General features: G+C 31.8%; 18 protein-coding genes. 11 read left to right on the top strand and 7 right to left on the bottom strand.

Annotated features, from left to right (window positions below):
- Nucleotides 1–193 precede the first annotated feature (193 nt).
- The 3 genes from AB0A59_RS07935 to AB0A59_RS07925 are packed head-to-tail and all read left to right on the top strand — an operon-like array spanning nucleotide 194 to nucleotide 5,050.
- On the top strand, nucleotides 194–1,684 hold the full coding sequence (locus AB0A59_RS07935) for an MATE family efflux transporter (protein ID WP_458747532.1): 1,491 nt from the start codon (nucleotides 194–196) through the stop codon (nucleotides 1,682–1,684).
- A gap of 22 nt (nucleotides 1,685–1,706) precedes the next feature.
- Entirely contained in the window at nucleotides 1,707–2,975 is a 1,269-nt protein-coding gene (locus tag AB0A59_RS07930) for a hypothetical protein (protein ID WP_458747531.1), read from the top strand.
- 8 nt (nucleotides 2,976–2,983) lie between these two features.
- Nucleotides 2,984–5,050, top strand: coding sequence for a hypothetical protein (locus tag AB0A59_RS07925; RefSeq protein ID WP_458747530.1), 2,067 nt, complete (start codon nucleotides 2,984–2,986; stop codon nucleotides 5,048–5,050).
- A gap of 89 nt (nucleotides 5,051–5,139) precedes the next feature.
- On the opposite strand, the gene AB0A59_RS07920 is transcribed toward AB0A59_RS07925, so the two are convergent.
- The 5 genes from AB0A59_RS07920 to AB0A59_RS07900 all read right to left on the bottom strand — a co-directional run bounded on the left by AB0A59_RS07920 (nucleotide 5,140) and on the right by AB0A59_RS07900 (nucleotide 7,392).
- Complete coding sequence (locus AB0A59_RS07920) at nucleotides 5,140–6,012, bottom strand: D-glucuronyl C5-epimerase family protein (RefSeq protein ID WP_458747529.1); 873 nt, start codon at nucleotides 6,010–6,012, stop codon at nucleotides 5,140–5,142.
- Between the two features lie 171 nt (nucleotides 6,013–6,183).
- Nucleotides 6,184–6,321 carry a hypothetical protein gene (locus AB0A59_RS07915; protein WP_458747528.1) on the bottom strand — a complete coding sequence of 46 codons (138 nt, stop codon included), beginning with the start codon at nucleotides 6,319–6,321 and terminating at the stop codon, nucleotides 6,184–6,186.
- Nucleotides 6,322–6,520: 199 nt separating this feature from the next.
- The gene (locus AB0A59_RS07910; RefSeq protein ID WP_458747527.1) at nucleotides 6,521–6,793 is read right to left on the bottom strand and encodes a transposase; all 273 of its coding nucleotides are present in this window, start codon (nucleotides 6,791–6,793) and stop codon (nucleotides 6,521–6,523) included.
- A gap of 99 nt (nucleotides 6,794–6,892) precedes the next feature.
- Entirely contained in the window at nucleotides 6,893–7,213 is a 321-nt protein-coding gene (locus AB0A59_RS07905; protein ID WP_458747526.1) for a hypothetical protein, read from the bottom strand.
- Nucleotides 7,214–7,230: 17 nt separating this feature from the next.
- Entirely contained in the window at nucleotides 7,231–7,392 is a 162-nt protein-coding gene (locus AB0A59_RS07900) for a transposase (protein ID WP_458747584.1), read from the bottom strand.
- Nucleotides 7,393–7,857: 465 nt separating this feature from the next.
- Here AB0A59_RS07900 and AB0A59_RS07895 point away from each other — a divergent pair, with 465 nt between their 5' ends.
- Complete coding sequence (locus AB0A59_RS07895) at nucleotides 7,858–8,343, top strand: hypothetical protein (protein ID WP_458747525.1); 486 nt, start codon at nucleotides 7,858–7,860, stop codon at nucleotides 8,341–8,343.
- Between the two features lie 203 nt (nucleotides 8,344–8,546).
- Here the strand turns inward: AB0A59_RS07895 and AB0A59_RS07890 are convergent, their stop codons facing one another.
- Complete coding sequence (locus AB0A59_RS07890) at nucleotides 8,547–9,737, bottom strand: glycosyltransferase family 4 protein (RefSeq protein WP_458747524.1); 1,191 nt, start codon at nucleotides 9,735–9,737, stop codon at nucleotides 8,547–8,549.
- Between the two features lie 775 nt (nucleotides 9,738–10,512).
- Here AB0A59_RS07890 and AB0A59_RS07885 point away from each other — a divergent pair.
- The 3 genes from AB0A59_RS07885 (at nucleotide 10,513) to AB0A59_RS07875 (ending at nucleotide 14,185) form a co-directional block, all read left to right on the top strand.
- Nucleotides 10,513–11,691, top strand: coding sequence for a hypothetical protein (locus tag AB0A59_RS07885; protein WP_458747523.1), 1,179 nt, complete (start codon nucleotides 10,513–10,515; stop codon nucleotides 11,689–11,691).
- 307 nt (nucleotides 11,692–11,998) lie between these two features.
- Nucleotides 11,999–12,967: an NAD-dependent epimerase/dehydratase family protein gene (locus AB0A59_RS07880; RefSeq protein ID WP_458747522.1), complete on the top strand. Its 969-nt coding sequence runs from the start codon at nucleotides 11,999–12,001 to the stop codon at nucleotides 12,965–12,967.
- Nucleotides 12,968–13,018: 51 nt separating this feature from the next.
- Nucleotides 13,019–14,185, top strand: a complete 1,167-nt coding sequence (locus tag AB0A59_RS07875; protein ID WP_458747521.1) for a glycosyltransferase family 4 protein — start codon at nucleotides 13,019–13,021, stop codon at nucleotides 14,183–14,185.
- A 252-nt stretch (nucleotides 14,186–14,437) separates the two neighbouring features.
- On the opposite strand, the gene AB0A59_RS07870 is transcribed toward AB0A59_RS07875, so the two are convergent.
- Nucleotides 14,438–15,655, bottom strand: coding sequence for a glycosyltransferase family 4 protein (locus AB0A59_RS07870; protein ID WP_458747520.1), 1,218 nt, complete (start codon nucleotides 15,653–15,655; stop codon nucleotides 14,438–14,440).
- Between the two features lie 463 nt (nucleotides 15,656–16,118).
- On the opposite strand from AB0A59_RS07870, the gene AB0A59_RS07865 reads away from it, so the two are divergent.
- The 4 genes from AB0A59_RS07865 (at nucleotide 16,119) to AB0A59_RS07850 (ending at nucleotide 21,441) form a co-directional block, all read left to right on the top strand.
- Nucleotides 16,119–17,054, top strand: a complete 936-nt coding sequence (locus AB0A59_RS07865) for a glycosyltransferase (protein WP_458747519.1) — start codon at nucleotides 16,119–16,121, stop codon at nucleotides 17,052–17,054.
- A gap of 391 nt (nucleotides 17,055–17,445) precedes the next feature.
- Nucleotides 17,446–18,408, top strand: coding sequence for a GDP-mannose 4,6-dehydratase (locus AB0A59_RS07860; protein WP_458747583.1), 963 nt, complete (start codon nucleotides 17,446–17,448; stop codon nucleotides 18,406–18,408).
- A gap of 34 nt (nucleotides 18,409–18,442) precedes the next feature.
- Nucleotides 18,443–19,312 (top strand): NAD-dependent epimerase/dehydratase family protein, encoded by an 870-nt coding sequence (locus AB0A59_RS07855; RefSeq protein ID WP_458747518.1) that lies wholly within the window; start codon nucleotides 18,443–18,445, stop codon nucleotides 19,310–19,312.
- Nucleotides 19,313–19,590: 278 nt separating this feature from the next.
- Complete coding sequence (locus AB0A59_RS07850; protein WP_458747517.1) at nucleotides 19,591–21,441, top strand: hypothetical protein; 1,851 nt, start codon at nucleotides 19,591–19,593, stop codon at nucleotides 21,439–21,441.
- Nucleotides 21,442–21,480: the final 39 nt, after the last annotated feature.

The following is a 21,480-nucleotide window of genomic DNA, read 5'->3' as shown; positions in this document are numbered from 1 at the left end:
TTTTAATGAATATCATTGTTTCTGTAAGAATAAGAATGTATTTTAAGCATCCTATAAAAGGGTAAGATTTGACCATCTAACTATATTAGAAGATTATTTTAATTGAGCTCTCTAAAGGGTTCAGCAATCAATAAGGTCCAAATCTGATATAACATTTATTATATGAGACTCCTATTTCTTGAAATGATCTCAGTTGAGTAAAAAGGTTGTAGCAAAAGGTGCATTATTTATTTATTTAGAAACCATGATTTCAATGGGATCAGGTTATATCTTTTGGTTTATAATGTCAAAGATATCCACACCGGAGACTATAGGGATATCGTCTACAATAATTTCGTTGACTGTGATTTTCTCAACTATTGCTTCGATAGGAATACCAATGGGAGTTCAACGATTTTTAGGCAAAAGTTTTTTGGAAAATAATTTAGATGTTACAAAGAAATTTGTGAAAGCATCATTTATCTTGACGTCACTTGGTATAATTGCGGTTAGTATGATATTTATTTTATTACAAAGCTGGCTCTACCAAACCTTTAGCTTAGATTTTTCATTATTAATTTTATCGCTTATTCTGATAGCGTCGACAGCTATGATGACTCTATCACGTTCTATTGTTATTTCCTCACTAGATACCAAAATGCTACCTTTGACAATGATTGTTGGAACTCTTGTTAAAATATTATTGGCATACGCATTAGTTGTTAATGATAACGGTGCGCTTGGAATAATGACTGGATTTGTCTTTGTACCCATATTGGGATCCATTCTTTATTCTGTTGTTTTACTTAAAATGATAAAATCGGAAATGAAAACTTCAAGGGAAAACGTTCTAAAATACTATAAAGATATATTCGTCTCAAGTTTAGCAAACTGGATTCCCACGATTATATACACCATAGGATCTCATCTTGGGCCTTTACTAGTATTTGGTACTCATGGATCAATGGAAGCAGGTGTTTACTTTATTGCTTTTTCTCTGTCTATGGCTGTTACTTCATTAACTTCCGCCCTATTTACCATCGCTTATCCTATACAAAGTTCGATGCAAGATGGGAGAAAAAGATTTACATGGCGAATAATCAAACTGAGTTTGATAGTTTCATTACCTATTTCCACTTGCATATTATTCTATTCAAAAGAAATTCTTGGTTTGTTTGGACAGGTTTATGACACTGGTTCATTTACATTACAAATACTCCTCCTATCCACATTACCTATGACGCTTACTACTGGAATAAATAATCTAGCCTACTCGTACGGAAATTACAAACAAGTTTTAACTATAGGACTTGCCTCAAATATACCTAGAACCATACTTTATTTTACCCTTGTTCCAGCTCTAGAAGGGACTGGTGCAGCCATTAGTTATACAGTAGGAACCATTATAGGATTTATCTTTTGTTTGCAAGTTTCGAAGAAAAACGAATTTATCGTTCAGTGGAGAGACGTCATTTACATTTTTGTTATACCGGGTTTAATACTCTTAATACTCAAATTGATTGAATTGCACATGGTTATTGCAATTCCAGTTGCCCTGATTTTGTCTTATTTTCTATTTATAAAGTTAAATATATTTAACACTTCAGATACAATAGATTTGAAAAACTTGCTCCCAATTAGGGTATCCAATTCACTCAGCTGGCTAGTACACATAATAGAAAATAAAAAGAAAGTTGACAAGTAGCAAACTCTTGTAGTGATGTAAATTGGTCTTTGCTGAAATATACAAAATAGAAAAATTAAAAATAAACGAATATTTGATAATAGATAAAAAAAATATTAGTATTTCTATTATCAGGGTTACATGTATTATAGTTATCCTCTTTGTTCTATTTACACAATTAATTTGTTTATGTACTAATCCTTTATCCATTCAACTAGTATATGCCCAAAATTCAGATATTATAGAATCAGTCAAAAAGGAACAGCTTGTAAATGAGACAAAACTATTGGCATCTTATGAATCGCTAATCGCTAATAATTATCCATATCCTATCCAATTTGTTCAGAATTTAGACCCGGGACCGGCAATTATACACGATGGGATAGTGATTTCAAATAATTCGAAATCAGAAGAAATACAATTCAACCCGTGGGGCTTTCCGCACAACTTAAATCTTTATAATTTTTCTGGACCAAATGAGAACATCACATTATTGTATGTTGACGGGGGTACCTCTGATAATCCAGCAGGATTTATGTCTTCCCCACTCAGATACACTGAAAGATATATTTCAATGAATACTGGCTTCATTTCTAAATATCCTGAAATAGCTCAAATAACTATACAGTTGGTATTAGTTGGGGATAAAAGTGAATACATTCTTAACTTTATTAACGGTAGATTAGGCTACGAGGGATGGCTAAATAACACTTATTATGAGAAAATTTCAAGCAATTCCAGTCATCTGGTTGATCTTACCGAATTAATTTCTCTAAATGGAGATCGCTATTCATATTTAGAGGGAATAAATATAATTGTTGAACAAGACACCCAAATAGGTATCCTTCAGTTTAGAATAGATCTTGGTAATTCAACTGTAAATACGCCTGCACTTGTAAATGATGGACAGTCTTATTTTATAAACGGACACGTTTTTCAGGGTATTCCTGTCTTCAGTGAATATAGATTTTTATTCGATGATTGGCAATTTAAACAGATCTTAAACCAGGAATTCATAACAAATCCGACGGATGATGATATTGTAGCAACAAATAATTGGAATATCATGGAAATGAGCAAATCAGAAAATGCTTCAACAAATAATTTGCATATCAAAATACTCTCTGAAAAAACCTTTACGCTGTGGGAAGCACCTATTTTCGAAGTTATTACACATTTAGATATCTATAAATCCATAATCTCATTTGGAAGCCCCAAAGATATTATATTTGTAGTCATAATAGTATTATTGATTGTATTGGCTTTTCACAACGGCAAAAATATTTCAGCTGATATTAAGTCAGGGAACTAATATTAATTATGAAGTTTTTCTCTCCAAATAAAATTGTAGGATTGATTTTGGTTGCATTTTTTATTCTGTCGCGGTTTTATGATTTACCTACATATGTTTCCTCAATCCTTTCATTATGCTGGTTTTTGTACGTTCCATATGCTCTTGGTTTTTTAATTCTGGAAATATCTAGAAGATATTTAAAAAGACTAAATTCAAGTATTGAATCTATAGACATTGTAATACACATATTAAATTGGTTTGTCGGCATAGTTGCCGTTTCAGCAATTGTGTACTCTTTGTTTACAGCTGATGTTCCTATTATAGGTATCATTGGACCATTGTTGTTATTCATTTCTATAGCAGCTATCTTTGTGTTTGAATCCTCTAAATCATTGCAATCCTTCAAAAAATATCATTTGAGAATAGTTTTGATATTAATTATAGGGATTACTTTTGCACTGTACATTCGTTCATTTTCTCCGTACCCTTTATCACCGGGAATCGATGTTTTTAATCACATGTATGTTATTCAGAACATTTTGGACAATTCGGATGAGGTTTTGCTCGTTTATCCTCCAACATTTGATATAACTATTGCCTTAGGTTCCTCTACATTTGATGCTGACCTAAACTCTGTTTTTTGGATGGGATCAATCCTTATCGGTATGCTTTTTTCATTATCTTGTTATGTCATGCTGTGTTATTTTCTAAAGAACAATACACAAGCAATATTTGGTACAGTTATTGCGTTACCTCTAACAGAAACGGCATTTGCCAGTAATTTGCAATTTTTTTATCCATCTTCATTTGTTATGAGTATTTTCCCATTGATGATTTTTTCCATTGATTATCTGTGGAAAAAATTAGTCGATACCAATAGAATGGTAGCTTTGGTGTTTACAGTCACTATCTTTGCAATTTTCATACTGATACATTCCTATATAGGTTTCATCGTAGTGGTTGCGCTCTCTGTTTATATCTTTTGCTTCTACTATCTATCTAAAAAGGATAGATCGTTTTTTATTTTTAGACTATTAACGGTTGCCTTTTCATTGATACTTTTAGCATATTGCTTGGGCTTTGTTACATTCCAGTTTAAATTGGATTTTATTGAGCATAAAACTTTTTTGACTTATGACATGTTTGAGACCCCTACAAAGGTAAGGCATCTGGAACAATGGTATACTGAGCAGATTCTATTGGCTTCAGCTATTGGTTTCTTTTTGCTAAGTTTCTATAAAGACAAAAAAATTGTTATTTTAAATTTTATAGGTGTTGTTATGCTTTTAATTTATTTTCAACAGATTAGTGATATCCAAAGGATTATGCCATTAGAGAGGGCTTTTTTAGCTTTAGGTGCTGTAACCACATTTACGTTGCCGATTATCATTCTAACTCAAAAATTCAAAACTAGTCATATGTTCTATAACAATATGAAAAAAATAAAACTGAGACCTACAAATGCATCACAAACAGACATCGAAAATAAGAATTCAAAGAAAATAATTGAAAAATTAAGATCCATTCAGTTAACCAATTCTCTGGGTATCTTTCAAACACACCACAAGGATTCAAAAATTCTCTCTATTTATGTTATAATAGTATTTGCATTCATATACCCTGTTCTGTTAGTACCTTTTGATGCCTATACAGACCCTTTAACGAGCCTTGGGTATCCTTTAACAACTTACACATTTGAGGAACTTGATGCGTCAAAATGGATTAAAGAAAATATCCCCGAAAATTATAAAATTTATTCCGACCCTTCAACAGTTATAGAGATGCGTGGATTATCCAATAGGCCAAATATTGAAGGTATTGGTTGGAATCTAACTGTCGCTAGTGAGGTAAGATCTGTCTTGCTTTCTGAAAATGCAACTTATGCTTATGAAAGCATTTTAACAAACCATGGTAAAAATACCGCAATTGTTATAACTCCAAGAACTTCTGAGTGGCTCAGAGGAGATACTTTCTTTACTCAGCTTCCTATAAAAGAGTTTAAATATTTTGAGGGGGTGGAGAAATTCTTTGATGAGAACTATTTCAGATTAGAGTATCGTAATGACAATATTCTGATATTTGTATTACGATAGCTTTGAGAAATAATATTCCCGCCTTGGAAAACATATCTTACTATCATTAGAATCGATCTAATTTAATTGGATGAGAAATATGACATTTTTTAATAAAGTGGCTTGTTAACTGGGGTGGCAAAGCAATGTTCATTTATTTTTTCGGTGTTTGGTGGTTCGTTGTATGATTTTATCCAGTTAACAAAATATTGCTTAAATAAATTTTCTTTAGTAATATTGTATAATTTATCTAATAAGCATAGATGCACTTTATGATAAAACGTCGGAGCGTTTCCCTTATTTTTATCATATGAAGAGTAGGTACCATTTTTATCATAATTATGAAGGTTATTTTTGAGAGATAGTATCCCTTGATTAAATAAGTATAATGCATCGCGATCCTTCGTAAAATTGTAATAGTGATAAATATCAACCAGAGTAAACATCATGCCGTTTAATACCTTTGGACCATTTGCATGTCCATTGGCATATAGTTCAAACCACCATCCATTACCAAGTGTTTTATAAGTTACCCCGCACTTGCAAGGATCATTAATATCAATAAAAAGTACATTTAATAGATTTTTTGCAGTTGTTAAATAAACTTTATCTTGTGTTATTTTATATGCATTCAACAATGGTAGTACTGGTTTTACTTGGGCCATAGCCGAGTACCATGGCGCTTCTAAACTATATGGTGGAAATGTAAAATTATACACAAAGAAGGTATGGTTATCCTTTTTTAGAGAGTTGTTGACTAGCCAATCGGCATGCTTTAGAAAGATTTCCTTGGCCGTTTGATTATTATTCTTGATATATTCATCGAAATATTTGTAAGAAAAATGAGAAACAGTAACAGGATTATATTGTTTTCCTATATGGATACCGTCCATTATGCCATAGTCTACAACTGGTAGGTTTTCCTTGTCTATTGATATAATTATTTCGGCTTCTCCAGTCCCGACGTATGAAATGATTGACAATATAACGAATATCGTGAAATAAAATGAAATAGTTATACAAGAACGAATCAATTGTAACTTTTATTCTAGATAACTATATAAATATATGCTTCTTGAAAGAAATTTAAGAATATCGTATTGAGTTAAGACTTCTATATCAAAATTTGTGTAAAAAAGACGAGTTTGATATAATTATAGCATTTTTGCAATTTCGGTAACGCTTACGATAACAGAACTTGTCGTTGGAAATTCAATCTCTTCTGTTGAATTATTTGCACCGGTGTTACCACCTATACATGATAAGACACCCTGAGCAAATGTTTCAGACATAAAAAGGAAACTGAACATAATAAATCTGCAGTAAATAAAAATAAAACCAAAATATTTCGATATATCATTGTCTGAGTATATGTATATGCTCTGTTGCATGATCCATCCAGATTACAAGTAATTCATATTTTATGTCGCTAAAGAGACATAAACTTGTTATACAGTAATACTTTAAGCTGTATCTCCTGTTTTATGTTTTTCATTTTGATAGAATAAACATATTCTCCAAACATACTTTTTTTAAATATGAGAACACAGTTTCAGTAATCCATCTTTGTCCATAGCTTACGCTGTCTTTCCATTGTTCAAAGTCGTTTCTTTGTGCTATCACAGACAAATTCCTAAAAAGATGAGCAGTCTTTCTAACCCTGAAGCTCTTTCTGACTTTTATATAAGGTATAATCCCATTCTCTGACAAATATTTGAAAGTATCGTTACTATCATACGCTCCTTCACCTAAAACTCTATCCACTACTACAAGTCCATCATTATTTGATTTAGGGCCTATCCCACAATTAACTTTCTATGGATGATTATACAGTATGGGAACTGAACCAGTCCAAGGTAGTTCTCAACCTTTTTTCTCATATCGAGTAAACAGTTTTCTAAACCTGTTATGCCATGAGTTTGTTCTCTCTACAACCCGCCTCTTTGGAGAGTATTTTTTACGGAAGAGCATCACTTTTCCTTCCTCTTCTTCTTCTCCTTTTCTCTTCCTCTTTTTCTTGATTGGTATATGTAATACATAACCTCGTTTGATTAATTCTTGTTCTTCTTGTGCAGATTTGTATCCTTTATCCAAATTTAGATTTTGTCTTCCTCTTCCTCTTCTTCTTCCTGATTTAGGATTGGATGACGGCATTGATATTGATTTTGGCCTCTTAATGACCATATTATTAGCCACATCTGTTACACTTCTGTTTGTCTGTATGGTAGATGAAAGTATGTTTTGGCATATCCTAACATCTGAACAAAGGTATCAGTGTAGTGAAATGGTTCTACTAGTTTACCTCTGTTCATGTCTGCTAATTCTATATCCCAGTTGTCTATGACGTCAAAACCAAGTAGTATTTCGCCACTTCTAACTAGTGACTCATTATCCTGATCATTTCACATGAACTATGGAAAGAGATTATCTAAATATTTGGGGAAATAGGTGAATCATGCAACAAGGTAGGACCGATACATAAAAAGATATTCATAACCACTTGGCTATTCTTTGAGGCATATCTCAATAATATATTCCAAAATTTAGAATATATTTTTTATAGAATCAGGGAAAGATACATCTTTTTGTAAATTGTTTGAAGAACTGCGAGAAATTGTCAAGGTGATGAAGTTTAGTGCCTGTTTCGCATATGGTGAATAATAATTTAAATTATCATATGGTTCAAGTTCCTCACACTATATTGAGATTTTCATTCTCTTTATGAGCAAGAATTGAGGTTATAGATATTGTCAATGTAATGAAAGACAATTACGGATAAATTTACCCCCCATAGCATGTTTTTATATAACTCTCGACACCTATTTTATATGAATTACAACTGTACAAATACCTTCATTGGAATTTTTATTATGATTTCAGCGATAATTACTACATTAATGATTTATCAATCATCTTACGCACAACTTCAGGAAAGTGTATTAAATGCAACCAAACCACCAGTTGATAATATTTATAGTACTACCCAACAATCACCAATTCAGTATTTGCATGAGCCTATTCTTATTGTTAATGGTAATAATGATATCCATATTGTGTGGGAAGAAATTGTGGATGGGAAATCTGAAATATTCTACACAAAACGCACGAGTGACGGTTTTTCTTACAAAACAAATTTGAGCTTATCTAGTTCGGTGGATTCTATAAAGCCAAGTATGCTCGTTGATAACCAAACTATCCATTTTACATGGTGGGAAAAATACGATAATGGTACCCAGATCCCCATGTTTCGTGCTTCGTCTGATAATGGTATTACTTTTGGTGGAAATACCATACTATCAAAAATACCGTATTGATAAATATAACCCAAATAAGACTTTTTGTTGTTAATTCTATTTTTTAAGATATGTTCTGATAAAACTAAACAACGTGAATAATGAGTTAAATTAAAATTCAGAATGTTTAGACATAGTTCTTGCCATGCGAATAGATATTAAATCTTATTCAGTCTATTTAATATTTAAAATAGAAATTTCTGATTTTTATCAGTAAAGTAAAATTAGTGCTTCATGATTGAAATCATCTTTTTAATATTGTTCCTCACGTCATAGTTTGAAGAAGAGTTTATAGATAGACTGGACCTATAAGTCATTTCTTCAGGACTTTTTGATAAGGAACACATCGCATTTGCTAGTGATTTAATATCTCCAGATGGTATTAATATTAGCGGATTTCCTATTATTTCTCTCATAACAGGTATATCCATCGCTATTATGGGCTTGCCTGCGGCCATGGCCTCAATCAATTTAATTGGCATAATAGTATCTATCGAGTTATTCATTTTCTGTCTGGGAATAACTACTACTCTGAATTTACCAAAATAATCTTTCCAGAGGTTCTCTCTCTTAATTTTACCTACAAATAATATGTTTGGTGTTAGATCGTTATCTGATACAGTTCTCTGAAGATCTTTTAACAAAGAACCATCGCCTATAATATATAAAACTGCGGAAGGTATTTTTAGGACTAATAATTTGAATGCCGTTATCAAGACATCAATACCCTGCCAAGGTTCTAAACCGCCAAAATATCCAAAAGTGTGTTCAGGAATTTCTTCCAGCTTGAATCTAGTTATCTTTTCTGTGTTTATGCTTATGGGTATAATCAAAATTCTATTCTTAGGATATCCTATGGTCTCAAGATTCTTTACTTGAGAAATCGATGAAACCTTAAAATACGAATATAATCTTATTATTTTTTTCTCATATGCAGAGAATAATTTCAGAAATATAACGGGAAATAGGTGCTTTATTGTGTCACTTACAATCTCCCCATCTGCCAAAGTAGTTATTCCTAACAACTTAAAGAAAATGGGTAATTGCATAGTTAGTATACTGTGTCTGACAAATAACTTCTTAACTTTCTTCGTCTTAATTGTTCTCAAAACTGTAATTGTTTCCATTAATAAGAACCAGACAAATTTAAAATAGTCTTTTATTTCAATTCCTTTGTCTAACTCAATTAATCTAGGCGGTTTACAATTTACTCTTACTATTTCCAAATTTGGATTGTACTTTCCAAAATCAGTACTATCATTTTTGCTACTTTTTGGACATATTAATATTACCTTTAACCCTTCAAATAAAAATTGATCAATGATTTCTAAAAAGTTATAAGTATCACCAGACGATCCTGGAAATTCTGATGGCGATACTATTATAATAGGAATGGTACTTGTGTGGTTCTTCATATTATACTTATTGACATTTCTAGAATCTTTATACTTTTTTGTTTAATGCAATGCTAAAACTTAAAATAGTCAATTAGTCTCAACAGATTTATTTTTAAATTCTCGACGTGAATTCTAATAAATTAAAATTTTATCTTTTAAATTAAACCTCAGACTATGTTAAAAAGAAATGTACTTAGGCTTTAAATATAAACTAGTGACTCATAGTCAAGGGTATAACATGCAGTATTTTCGTGAATTTCGTGTATACAATTAATAAACTCATTAATTTAATAATGTTCAAGATACCCAATTTGAAAGTGTTATAGTAGAGGACTTCCCGTTAGTTTTTTATAAGAATAATCAGTTAGGGAAAACGACGTTTATATCGAATGACATTGCCTTTTTTTGCATTTGAACCCGGATCAATAAGGATTACCCTCTTTCCTGTCAGAAATAATTTCCGAATTTGTTGGGATTTATGGCCCAGCCTCAATTATATGGAGACTTATCTCCACACTTCGAATCTTTACCTCCGAAGGAGAACAAAAATAATAAAACAAGGATGGGACTTATTTACATGAGAACATAACTTGAGCTTGACTTCACGCAAAACCGGACAGAGAATTGCTTCTATTGACAGTATCTCACAATTCTCCAAACATTTTACAAAAAAGATATGACTTAATTCTATAAAAATATACATTTGGTATTTATGACATACTACTTATTTTTTTCAAAGAACATCTAATTGGTTATCGATATCTTTTTATTCGTTAGTTCATAATCTTGTACAATGATATATCGAAATATTTTGGTTTTATTTTTATTTACTGCAGTTTTATCATACTCGGCTTCCTATCTTTTGTCTGAAACATTTGCCCAAAGTAGCTTAACTTGTATTAATGGTAACATGGGTACAAATAATTCAACAATGATTGAAGAAGGTGAATCATCCTTAATTTCTCTTGGTAATTCTAACATGCAAGGTGATTTTAACAGTTGGCAGGTTATCTCCGGGATATGGAACGATTCTTCCTCATTATTAGAAGGTGGGACAGGAAACAGTACCGCCAGCCCAGTAGAAAATATTATAATTAACCCTTCTCCGTTAGAAAATTTATCCCAAATCACAACCACTTTTAAGATAAATGAGATCCATCCGAATGCTTCAAATTATGTATATATTATTTACTCATACATCGATCCTGATAACTTTAAAATGGCCGGTGTTCACGAATTTATCGATGATATTTTCGTCAGATTTGTAGAAATTGCCAATGGTTGTCTTACGACTGAACCAAACTATATTTATACTGGACTAAATTGGCAACCTAACAGTACGTTTAACCTTGCGCTTACTTCTGAAGATGGTTTCCAAGGACTAAGATTGAATGGTACTCAATTTGCTGGAAATAATGATACGAATATCGATGGCATCACAGGGTTATATTATGGAAGGATTCATGATATTAATTTCTATGATTTCTCGACTCAAATAGAGAATACATTTAATCAAAATATCGAAACACAACAATCAACTACCGGGCCTAATCAAATCACCAAACCAAACTTAGAATTAAACAATAGAGAATCATTTATCACTAGTGATACTGAGTCTATAACGCTCGGAGACATGAGTATACCATCCAATAACTATATTCATATCTACGATTCTTCACCATACAAAATTATGGAAGGGCATATTTCTGCAAAACTTCCTTGCGATGAAGACAATAATACAGACATACTAGTCACCATGGGCCAAATTAACCAACTTCAAACAGTTACTCTAGAATCTATTGACGAACTTTCAGATCCTGGCAATTTATGCCAATACCACGCAGATATTAAATCTACTAATGAAAGCTCAATTACCGATATAGCTATACAAAACAATTCAACAGAAGAGATTGAATTTCCAACGACAAGTTCTGTTATCGTAAGCGTTACCGAAATGTCAAAATTATTATAATGATAACTTCAACTAAATTTTGACAAGAATTTTGATACAGAAAGTTTATAATTTTAAATGATAATGCTTTGTTTCCTAATACCATCTCCTTTGGTGATATCCTTCTTGCGCTAAAGAGCATATGATAGCCTTCTTCTCACTAGTCCATTTTCTACTAATCATGTAATATACCCTCCATGGTATCTTTTAAAATTGCCTAAAACTGTCTAGCTGGTACGGGTACGTATCTGACTACGATATTTTCATACCATCCTGACTATTAATTTCTCGCAAGGTAAAAATATCAGCGCTTTCATCATCATCTTCAGTGAATCTAGACGACATTTTGATAACAGGCGGAGCGGGGTTTATAGGCAGTAATTTAGCACAAAGATTATCGACTTTTGCAAACACAATTCATGTTATTGATAATCTCAAAACAGGAAGCATGACCAATATCAATAGTTGGGATTCTAATCATAAAATTATATTCAAATCTTCGGATATTGATGGAATTAATAGTTTACTGGATATTCACAAGGAGATAAATACCATATTTCATCTTGCAGCCTATCCTGATGTAAGAACAGGATTCGATGATCCATTACTTTCTATAAATGAGAACATCGTGACAACTATTAAATTGTTAGAGTCTATAAGAAAATCTAAAAATGTACAAAGAATAATATTTACATCCTCTTCTACAGTTTATGGTGAACCCAAAGAGATACCCACAAAAGAAAGCTATGGTCCTCTATTACCTATATCAAGTTACGGTGGATCAAAACTCGCCTGCGAATCCTTGATATCAGCATATTGTCATATGTACGGATTGGAAGCTAAAATTTTTAGATTAGCTAATATCGTTGGGAGGAGAAGTAGAAGAGGAATAATCTTTGATTTCTTAAACAAATTAAAAAACAATTCATCTCTTTTGGAAATTTTAGGCGATGGTTACCAATCAAAATCATATTTGCACATTGATGACTGCATCAATGGAATAATTAAAGGGACAGTTTCCTCCAAGGGAATAGAGATATTTAATCTTGGTAACACAGATACTATCAACTCGCTGTCAATAGCTAAGATCATTTGCGAAATGTTATCTCTAAAAGAGGTGCAATTTGCCATAAATAATACTGAAAATGGCAGGGGATGGAAAGGGGACGTTAGACAAATGCAATTGGACATTTCTAAACTACTTTCCTTAGGGTGGAAACCAATGTTGGATAGCAAAGATGCGGTAAAAATGGCGGTTAAAGAAACCATTCAAAGCGAGACAATCTTGATAAAGTAGTTCAAAATTAAGACATACTTTAGTAACAAATTATATAGGTGACTTAGAGATATGAGGATTTTACATATTACCCCATTTTATCCACCACATTTCGGAGGAATTTCTACTCATGTAAGGAATTTAACCGAATTGACCGTTCGTTCAGGGAATGATTTTAATGTTATCTGTCCAACAGATCGGTTGAGGAATAAAAATGAAAAATTAGAACCAATTCACAGAATACCTTCCATTTATTTGCCACCTTGGCCTTACCCCACCTTACAAAGCGTTAGTATTCCAATGGACTTTGGTTATTCGATACATAAGTATATGAAGAAAATTAAACCCGACCTAGTTCACGTTCATGGGCATCATTATCCAATAAGTTGGGCTGGTTTAATTATCTCCAATAGACAAGGAATTCCTAATGTATTAACTTTACATGGAATGTATGCATTGAATCCTGCAAAAGTAGAGGGACAAACGAAATTTGAAGAACTTTTCAATAATACTGTATTTAAAGTTCTACTAAGTCATACCTCCGCGGTAATAGGATTGACCAAGAGGATTACTAATTATGCTCAGAGATATGGCAAAAATAATAAAACATCGTATTATACAGTTCCGAATGGAATCGAAACATTACCATATATAGTAAATCAAGCCAAAAGACAAATCTATCGAAAGAATTATGGGATCAAAGAAAGCTCGGTTGTAATATTATTTAGAGGGAGATTTGAAGAGGTAAAAGGAATAATAGAATTTTGTAAAGCCGTCATTAAACTATTGGATCGTTTTTCTGAAAACATTGAAATAATCATCGTGGGAGATGGAAAATTAAAGAATGAAGTAAATTCTATCGTCAAGGGTAAATCATCGATCCATGTCCTTGGCTGGCAACCTAGGAGTTTAGTACATGAATTGTATATATTGTCAGATATTTTTGTTATTCCCTCTAAATTTGAGGCATTACCAATAACAATAGTAGAGGCCATGAATGCAGGTCTTCATATAGTCTATACGCCTGTAGGAGGTGTTGTTGAAATTTTAGATCCATATTCTAATAAGACACAGATAGATGAATCAAGCGTAGACCATATTTATAATGGATTAAACTCTATAATTACAAACTCAACTTACACTGCAAGCAATATTGAGTCAAGTAAATATGCTGAAAGTTTAGATTGGAAATACATATTTCCCAGTATCTTTAATATTTACCAGAGCTTAGTAAATTGACATATGTCAAGTAATCTCTACTGCAGTTTCAAATAATACGTAGTTAATTCTATCCAAAAGTGTGAATGAGTAATGGATCGTGCGGGGAAGTACAGGTTTAACAATTCATCCAATGTAAAAGTGCAGAAAAGCAATATTTATGCAAATAGTATGTATGATTATATGGTTGAAATCCTCTTGATATTTATATGGTATTTTTACCCATAACAAACCATTTGTCAATAAAGTTCAAAATAACCGAACTAATTTATTTCAAAATAAAGTTCCTCCTATTTGATTATCATAAGATTGAATGAGTTTAGGGAATACTATGTTGACATCAAATTTAAGTACTTTCTTTTTTGCATTATAGCTCAATTCTGACCTTAACATAGAATTCTCAAGCAATTCAATAATTACTTTTTCAATTTCACGTGGATTATGAGGATCAATTAAAATGCCTTCTTTCCGGTCAGAAATGATTTCTGCATTTGTAGGGATTTTACTACATATTATTGGAGTCCCCGTTGCCATAGCTTCTAATAATGCTACAGACGTACCTTCTACAAATGAAGGCAGGATGAATATATCAAGGCTTGAAAGGATCTTGTTGATATCAACTCTAACACCACAAAAGATAACATTATCTTTCATATTCATCTTACTCACGAGATTTTTCATCTTAGATTCCAGGGGACCGGTACCTACGAGTACTAACTTTGCTTGATAAGAACTATGTAATACATTTGAAAATGCCGTTAGTAAATTAATGAGATTCTTTTCAGGGGCAAGCCTTCCTATGAATCCAATAACACTTGTACTTTTATCAAATCCTAGCTCGGTTCTTATTGCTATCCTATCTGATAAAGAATATTCAAATTTGTCTAGCTGGATAGGTATCGGAATGGTTTTGATCCTTTTTTTAACAATCTGCTCAAAATAATTTTTTATAGCATCATTGTCTACAATCACCTCATCCGCACTCTTTATTGTAAATAAATCTAAATTTCGTTCGATTTTGTAAATAATTCCCTTTATTTTACTTTTTAATCCGTGATGTATAGTTTTATGCCTTATACCATGTGAAGAGACTATAACAGGGACCTTTAGGATTCTTCCGACTATTATTGCTGCTAATCCTGTATACCCAGTATCCTGTGCATGAATAAGTGAAATAGGTAAAGAAAAGTGTACCTGCAAAATTTTTACAGATAAAATGACTGAAATAAGTAATCTCTTAGCCATAAAAAGGGGATATGGCGCAAAAGATGTTTTTCTTCTTGATATATTTTTTTTTGAAATTGATTTTTTATTGTTGAAAGGAGAAAAATTTTTTATCTTAATCGAATAGCTACCTAATAAAGTACTATTAATATTTCTGCTCTTTAACCAACTATATAATAAAATAGAATACCTTCCATCTCCACCAATTCCACTTTTGGATATATCACTTGAAGTAATAATACAAATATGAGGTTGACTCGTCATCATTAGTTGATTTTGGTTCGTTTATTAAAATATATTGTTATTGCTTTGTATCCTAATCTCTTAATCATTGATCAAATCCATGCTTGATATTCTATATTCCTTTAAACGTGTTTTACAAGCTTTCGATTATAGGAAGTCCAATCAATCAAGAATAATAAATGATCTAATTCCCGCTAAATCGATTGAGTTAGACGACAAAGAGTATACTTATTAATAAGGATTTGAATTGCACTAAATATGTTTTTGCAGTCATATTGTTAAATTTTATATTATTTTGATCAAATTGCCCATTGTTCAATCCTAGTACCGGGATTGATATTAATTTGATCATAAAGTTTAATTTAATTTTCCAGTATGATACTTGAACAGATATCTTTTTATATTTAGACGGTATTTATAATTATGTGAAATATCTAGCAATTTATCTATTAGTAAACCTACATTATTATTTAGAGAGATGAATAATATGACCATTAACAACTATTTTGAAATTAATGAATCTAAACGGATTTTAATTTGTATTCCCGCATATAATGAGGAAGAAAGCATTGCAGAAGTTATTATAAAGTCAAAAGCATTTTCCTCTGAAGTGATTGTTTATGATGACGGTTCACGAGATAAAACTGCCGAGATTGCTGAAAAAAATGGTGCAGCCGTTATAAGGAATGTCCGAAATAAGGGATACGGTAGAGCATTAAATACTCTATTTCAATATGCAATTACAATGAAAGCTGATATCGTAATAACCATAGATTCAGATGGACAACATGATCCTAGTTATATTCCTCAGCTTTTGCAACCGATACTGGAAGGCAAAGCAGATATCGTAATAGGTTCTCGATTTCTCACAAAGGAGGACAAAGTGAATGTCCCTAAATACAGAAGCATTGGTATTAAGACCATAACAAGATTCGCTCAAGTTGGTTGTTTTGACCGGATTACTGATGCAACTAGTGGCTTTAGAGCTTATTCTATAAATGCATTAACCCGACTGCGTTTGGTAGAAGATGGAATGGCCATATCTACGGAAATATTGCTTAAAGCGGATGATTGTAATTTAAGAATAGTAGAAGTTCCAATAACTACAAAAAGATACGATATAAAGGATGAATCCGCACATAATCCACTCAGACTCGGATGGAGTGTTATAAGTCATATAATTCAGTTTTTATCTTTTAAACATCCTTTATTATTTTATGGGCTCCCGGGCGTAATACTTCTTGTGTTTTCATCCTTTTTTATGTATAATGCTTTGGATTTGTTTTCATCAACTAGATACGTATCTACAAATATGATAATTATTTCGATAGGTTTTGCATTATTGGGAATCATCTTATTAGCTACTTCGGCGATCGTTTACACTATAATAGCCCTCTTTAAAGGTAAAATTAGAGATCTGTAATCTGTCAAAAGATTAATAAGGATTTGTACATCGGAAAATTTTTTTAATAGCCGACCACTTTTTAAGATTCACGTAATTCTCGTATAGCCTAATTAAGCTTTCAAATTACAGATACAATGTCAAATATTTGAAACATGTTTATTGGTTAAAACATACATCTAATTAACAATACATATTTGATATTAATAGACCAACATAAAAATTTGAATGAAATTTTTTAAATTAAGTTTTGTCGTAAAAAAATCTCAATCTTTTATTTTTATATCTTTATTATTTTTATATATCGAAATGAATAATTGTCTTTTAGGACTTTTTAATTTTACCAATAAAGATTGAATTATTTATCCTTGAAATAAAAACCTTCATAGAGCACCTCTTGGTAACATGGATTATGAAGATTTTGATAACCGGAGCTGCCGGATTTTTAGGTAGCCATCTATCCGAAAAATATGTAAATGAAGGTCACATTGTTTACGGAATAGACAATCTATTAAATGGGAACCTCAACAATGTTAGAACCTTATTACATAGAAAAAACTTTAAGTTTATTCACGACGATATTCGAAACAAAGAACTATACGGTAAAATTCCTACTGATCTAGATGCAGTAATTCATTTGGCTGCTCAAATTCATGTTGATCGATCAATTGTAAATCCTGAAGAAACCTTTGATATAAACGTATCTGGGACAATGAAAATTTTAGAATTCGCGCGCATGAATGATATTAGTAAAATCCTTTTTGCTTCTACAAGCGAGGTTTACGGATCAGCAAAGTACGTTCCTATGAATGAGGACCATCCATTAGCCGCTCAACATCCTTATGGGGTCAGTAAGATCGCAGCGGACAGATTATGTTACACATATAATGAAACTTATGATTTAGGAATCGATATAATTAGATGTTTTAATTTCTTTGGGCCACGACAAAAGGATTCAGGGTATGGAGGGGTTATTGCCATTTTTATAAACAGAGTGTTACAGAATAAACCACCTATCATTTACGGTGATGGTAATCAAACAAGAGATTATATGTATGTTGACGATGCGGTTAATGCCTATGATAAAATATTGAAATCAAACAATAATCCAGGTAAATATGGAATTAACTTTGGCACCGGAACTGAAAAATCCGTTAACGATATTGCAAAATTGATATTGAAATATTCTGGCAATGAAAAAAATCTAAGTACTATTCATGTCGACGCTCGTCCTACTGAAGTTCAAAGATTATTTGCTGATATAACCAAAGCTAGGAAATCATTGGATTTTGCTCCTAGTATTGAGTTTGAGGAAGGTATATCGTTACTGATGGATTGGTATAGGAATTTCAAATCTGAGTTATGGCTATATTAAGGATACGAATAAGAGAGGATAGATTGAGAACAGATTGAACATATTAGTAACTGGTCATAAAGGGTTTATAGGGACTAACTTAGTTAAAAAATTACAAGGTAATTATACAGTCCTTCCAACTAACAAAAATAGTGGACAGCGAATTAATATTCTAGAAAAAAATCAACTCTTAGATATTAACGACGTAGACGTAGTGATTCACTTAGCGTCTAAGACTTCTATCGTAGACTCCATTTCAAATCCTTATGACACTTATTATACGAATATGGTCGGTACTCTCAATATTTTAGATTATGCTGTAAATAGACAAATCAAAAATATTATTTATATCAGCACCTATCTTTATGGTAACCCTAAATACTTGCCTATCGATGAAAACCACCCGCTTAGTCCACATTCGCCTTATAATAAAAGTAAATTAATTTCAGAAAAATTAAGTGAGTATTACTCTGAAGATTATAAACTAAATATAGTAACATTAAGACCCTTTCTTATTTATGGTCCTTCTCATAATTCTTCTTTTATTTCGACTGCCATCAGAAAAGTTATGAACAATGAAAAGGTAATACTAAGCAAAAAAAATACGTATAGAGATTTTCTTTTTGTGGATGATTTTGTTGATCTTATTCAAAAGATTTTACCCAATTTTCCAGGAGGCTATAATGTGTATAATGTAGGCTATGGGAAAAGCTATAGTTTAGAGGAGGTTTTGACAGTCATAGAATGTATTCTTAATAAGAAGATCGCCGTAGAATACGATTATTCTCTCAGGCCAAACGATATAGTAGAGATGGTATCAAACATAGATAAAGTAATGAAACAATTCAAGTGGAAACCCACTATTGACATTTATGAGGGAATAAGACTGACGATCGATAGATATTCCAGAGGTAGTAAGAAATAGGATATGTTGATCTATGATATCAAAAGATTTTCATATAGATTTATCTCAATATGATATTTTCTGTATATTTTACTGCAAACGAACAAATAGGAATCCAAGATACCCAGTACTTCAGGGTAAAAGCGACATGCATTCGTCTAATAAATTACCAATGATTTTTTGATGGAGATCGCCAGTCCTATTTTAGAATCATCGTAATATAGAAAGAGAACAGTCAGCTTATGTAGCAGGGTTCATATGAGAATATATATGAATAAGCAACTAATTAGGATTTAAGAATGCCAAAAAGGTTATACTCGATTCAAAAGGATTTGGGAATGGGTGAATCGCGCAAGCTAATTGCAAGTTCGGCTTTATTGTCCATTAACTTATTCTTTTATTTATTAAGTTTAGTTTCCTTATTTCAACCAACTGTATATCTATTTATAGATCGCATTACTTATCCTACCAATTTTGTAGATAAATATTTTATAAACGGTCTTTTTGATTCTTTAATCATAATTTTATGCACCATCCTATGGTTTCAATTTAGTATTGCGAATAACAAAAAGTATTTTATAATGGCAGCATTTGGCATCTCTTTTTTGCTGTCTCTTTATTTTAACACAGAGTTTGCAACAAAAATACTTGCATCAATCTCTTTTCCTACCGTTTTGCTATTCATCATTATGAATAAAATTTTAAACAAACAGGCCATCTCCTTTAATTTGACGCTTAGTGTAAACTACATTTCTGTTTTTGGCATCTCAATTGCTATTGTTAGTGCATTTGTAATAATAAGTCATATATTATTCCCTGAATTGCCATTGCCCTCATTGAATTATCTGTATTATTTTTTTATAATACTTTCCATTTTTTCTCCGCTATACCTTGTCCTTATCTCATTTAATTATCCACTTGTTCTAACTTTTCGAATATTAAAAAAAAAATGGAAGAAAAGCTCTACCAAAAGAAAGGAAAATGTTACTAGCAAGGAAAAATACGTGAAACGAAGGACTAGAATTTTCCATTTATTAGTAATAATATTTCTGTCTATTGCTGTATCTATGATACCTCATTTAAGTACAGTTAATGAGGACAATATAGTAATCGGTAGTGATACAAAGTATTACATTAGATTCCTGGAAACTATGGCAGACTCATCTGGATATGGCGAGGTACTCTACAAAGCTTTTGTCATTGTTGTAACTGGAGATAGGCCCCTTTCTTTACTCTTTTTCTATTGGTTGTCTAATATATTTTATCAAGGCAACTTTTATTTTTTGTTAGAAGACCTACCAATTCTATTAGGCCCGTTACTCGTAATGAGCATTTACTTTCTTACGTTAAGTATAACTAGAAATCATTTTACCTCACTTTTTGCTTCTCTAATTACCATTCCATCTCATATATTAATTGGCATATATGCTGGACTCTATGCCAATTGGTTTGCACTTATTTGGGGGTACATGGCAATTCTCTTTTTATTTAAATTACTGGATGAACCAAGAAAAATCAACTTACTTATTTTTTCTATTTTGCTAATAATATTGTTATTTTCTCATGCTCAGACCTGGACTATTTTCATGTATACAATTGGATTATTTATTGCTATACTCATTTTTAAAAATAAGAGAGAAAATAAAAAAATAGTTCTATCGACAGTGTTTTCTATTTTACCATCTTTACTGATTGACCTAGCAAGAATGTTGTTCTTAAATTCTTCAGGTGTAAAGCAAGAACTTAGTTTCGCATTGGAAAGAGAGGTTGGGATACATGGGGTATATGTAATTTGGAATAACCTAATTGATACAGCTCACCTTTATTTGGCTGGTCAGATTGCGAATCCTATAATTCTACTGCTTGTTATCTATTGGCTGTATACCACCAAAATAAAGGTAAATTATGCCATTTTTCTAATTATTTTCTTTTCATTATTTACACTTCCTTTATTATTTGCTGATGCAACAATCCAAGCACGATTTTTTTATGAGATACCGTTTCAGATTCCAGCTGCCATCGCTTTAACAGTTCTGAAACAAAGAGCAGGTAGTTACCTAACCTTTGCTATTTGTCTCTGGTTAACTGTCATGTCGTTATATATGGCGGAAAATTTTGTACTTGTAGTGCCTGATAGATTTTTGAGTTAGACCTGTCCGGCTTACTTTATAGATCTTTCTCTAAAATCA

This window comes from Candidatus Nitrosocosmicus sp. T (assembly GCF_054408485.1).
The sequence above is the reverse complement of the archived record's forward strand: the minus strand, read 5'-3'. Positions and strand labels throughout refer to the sequence as shown.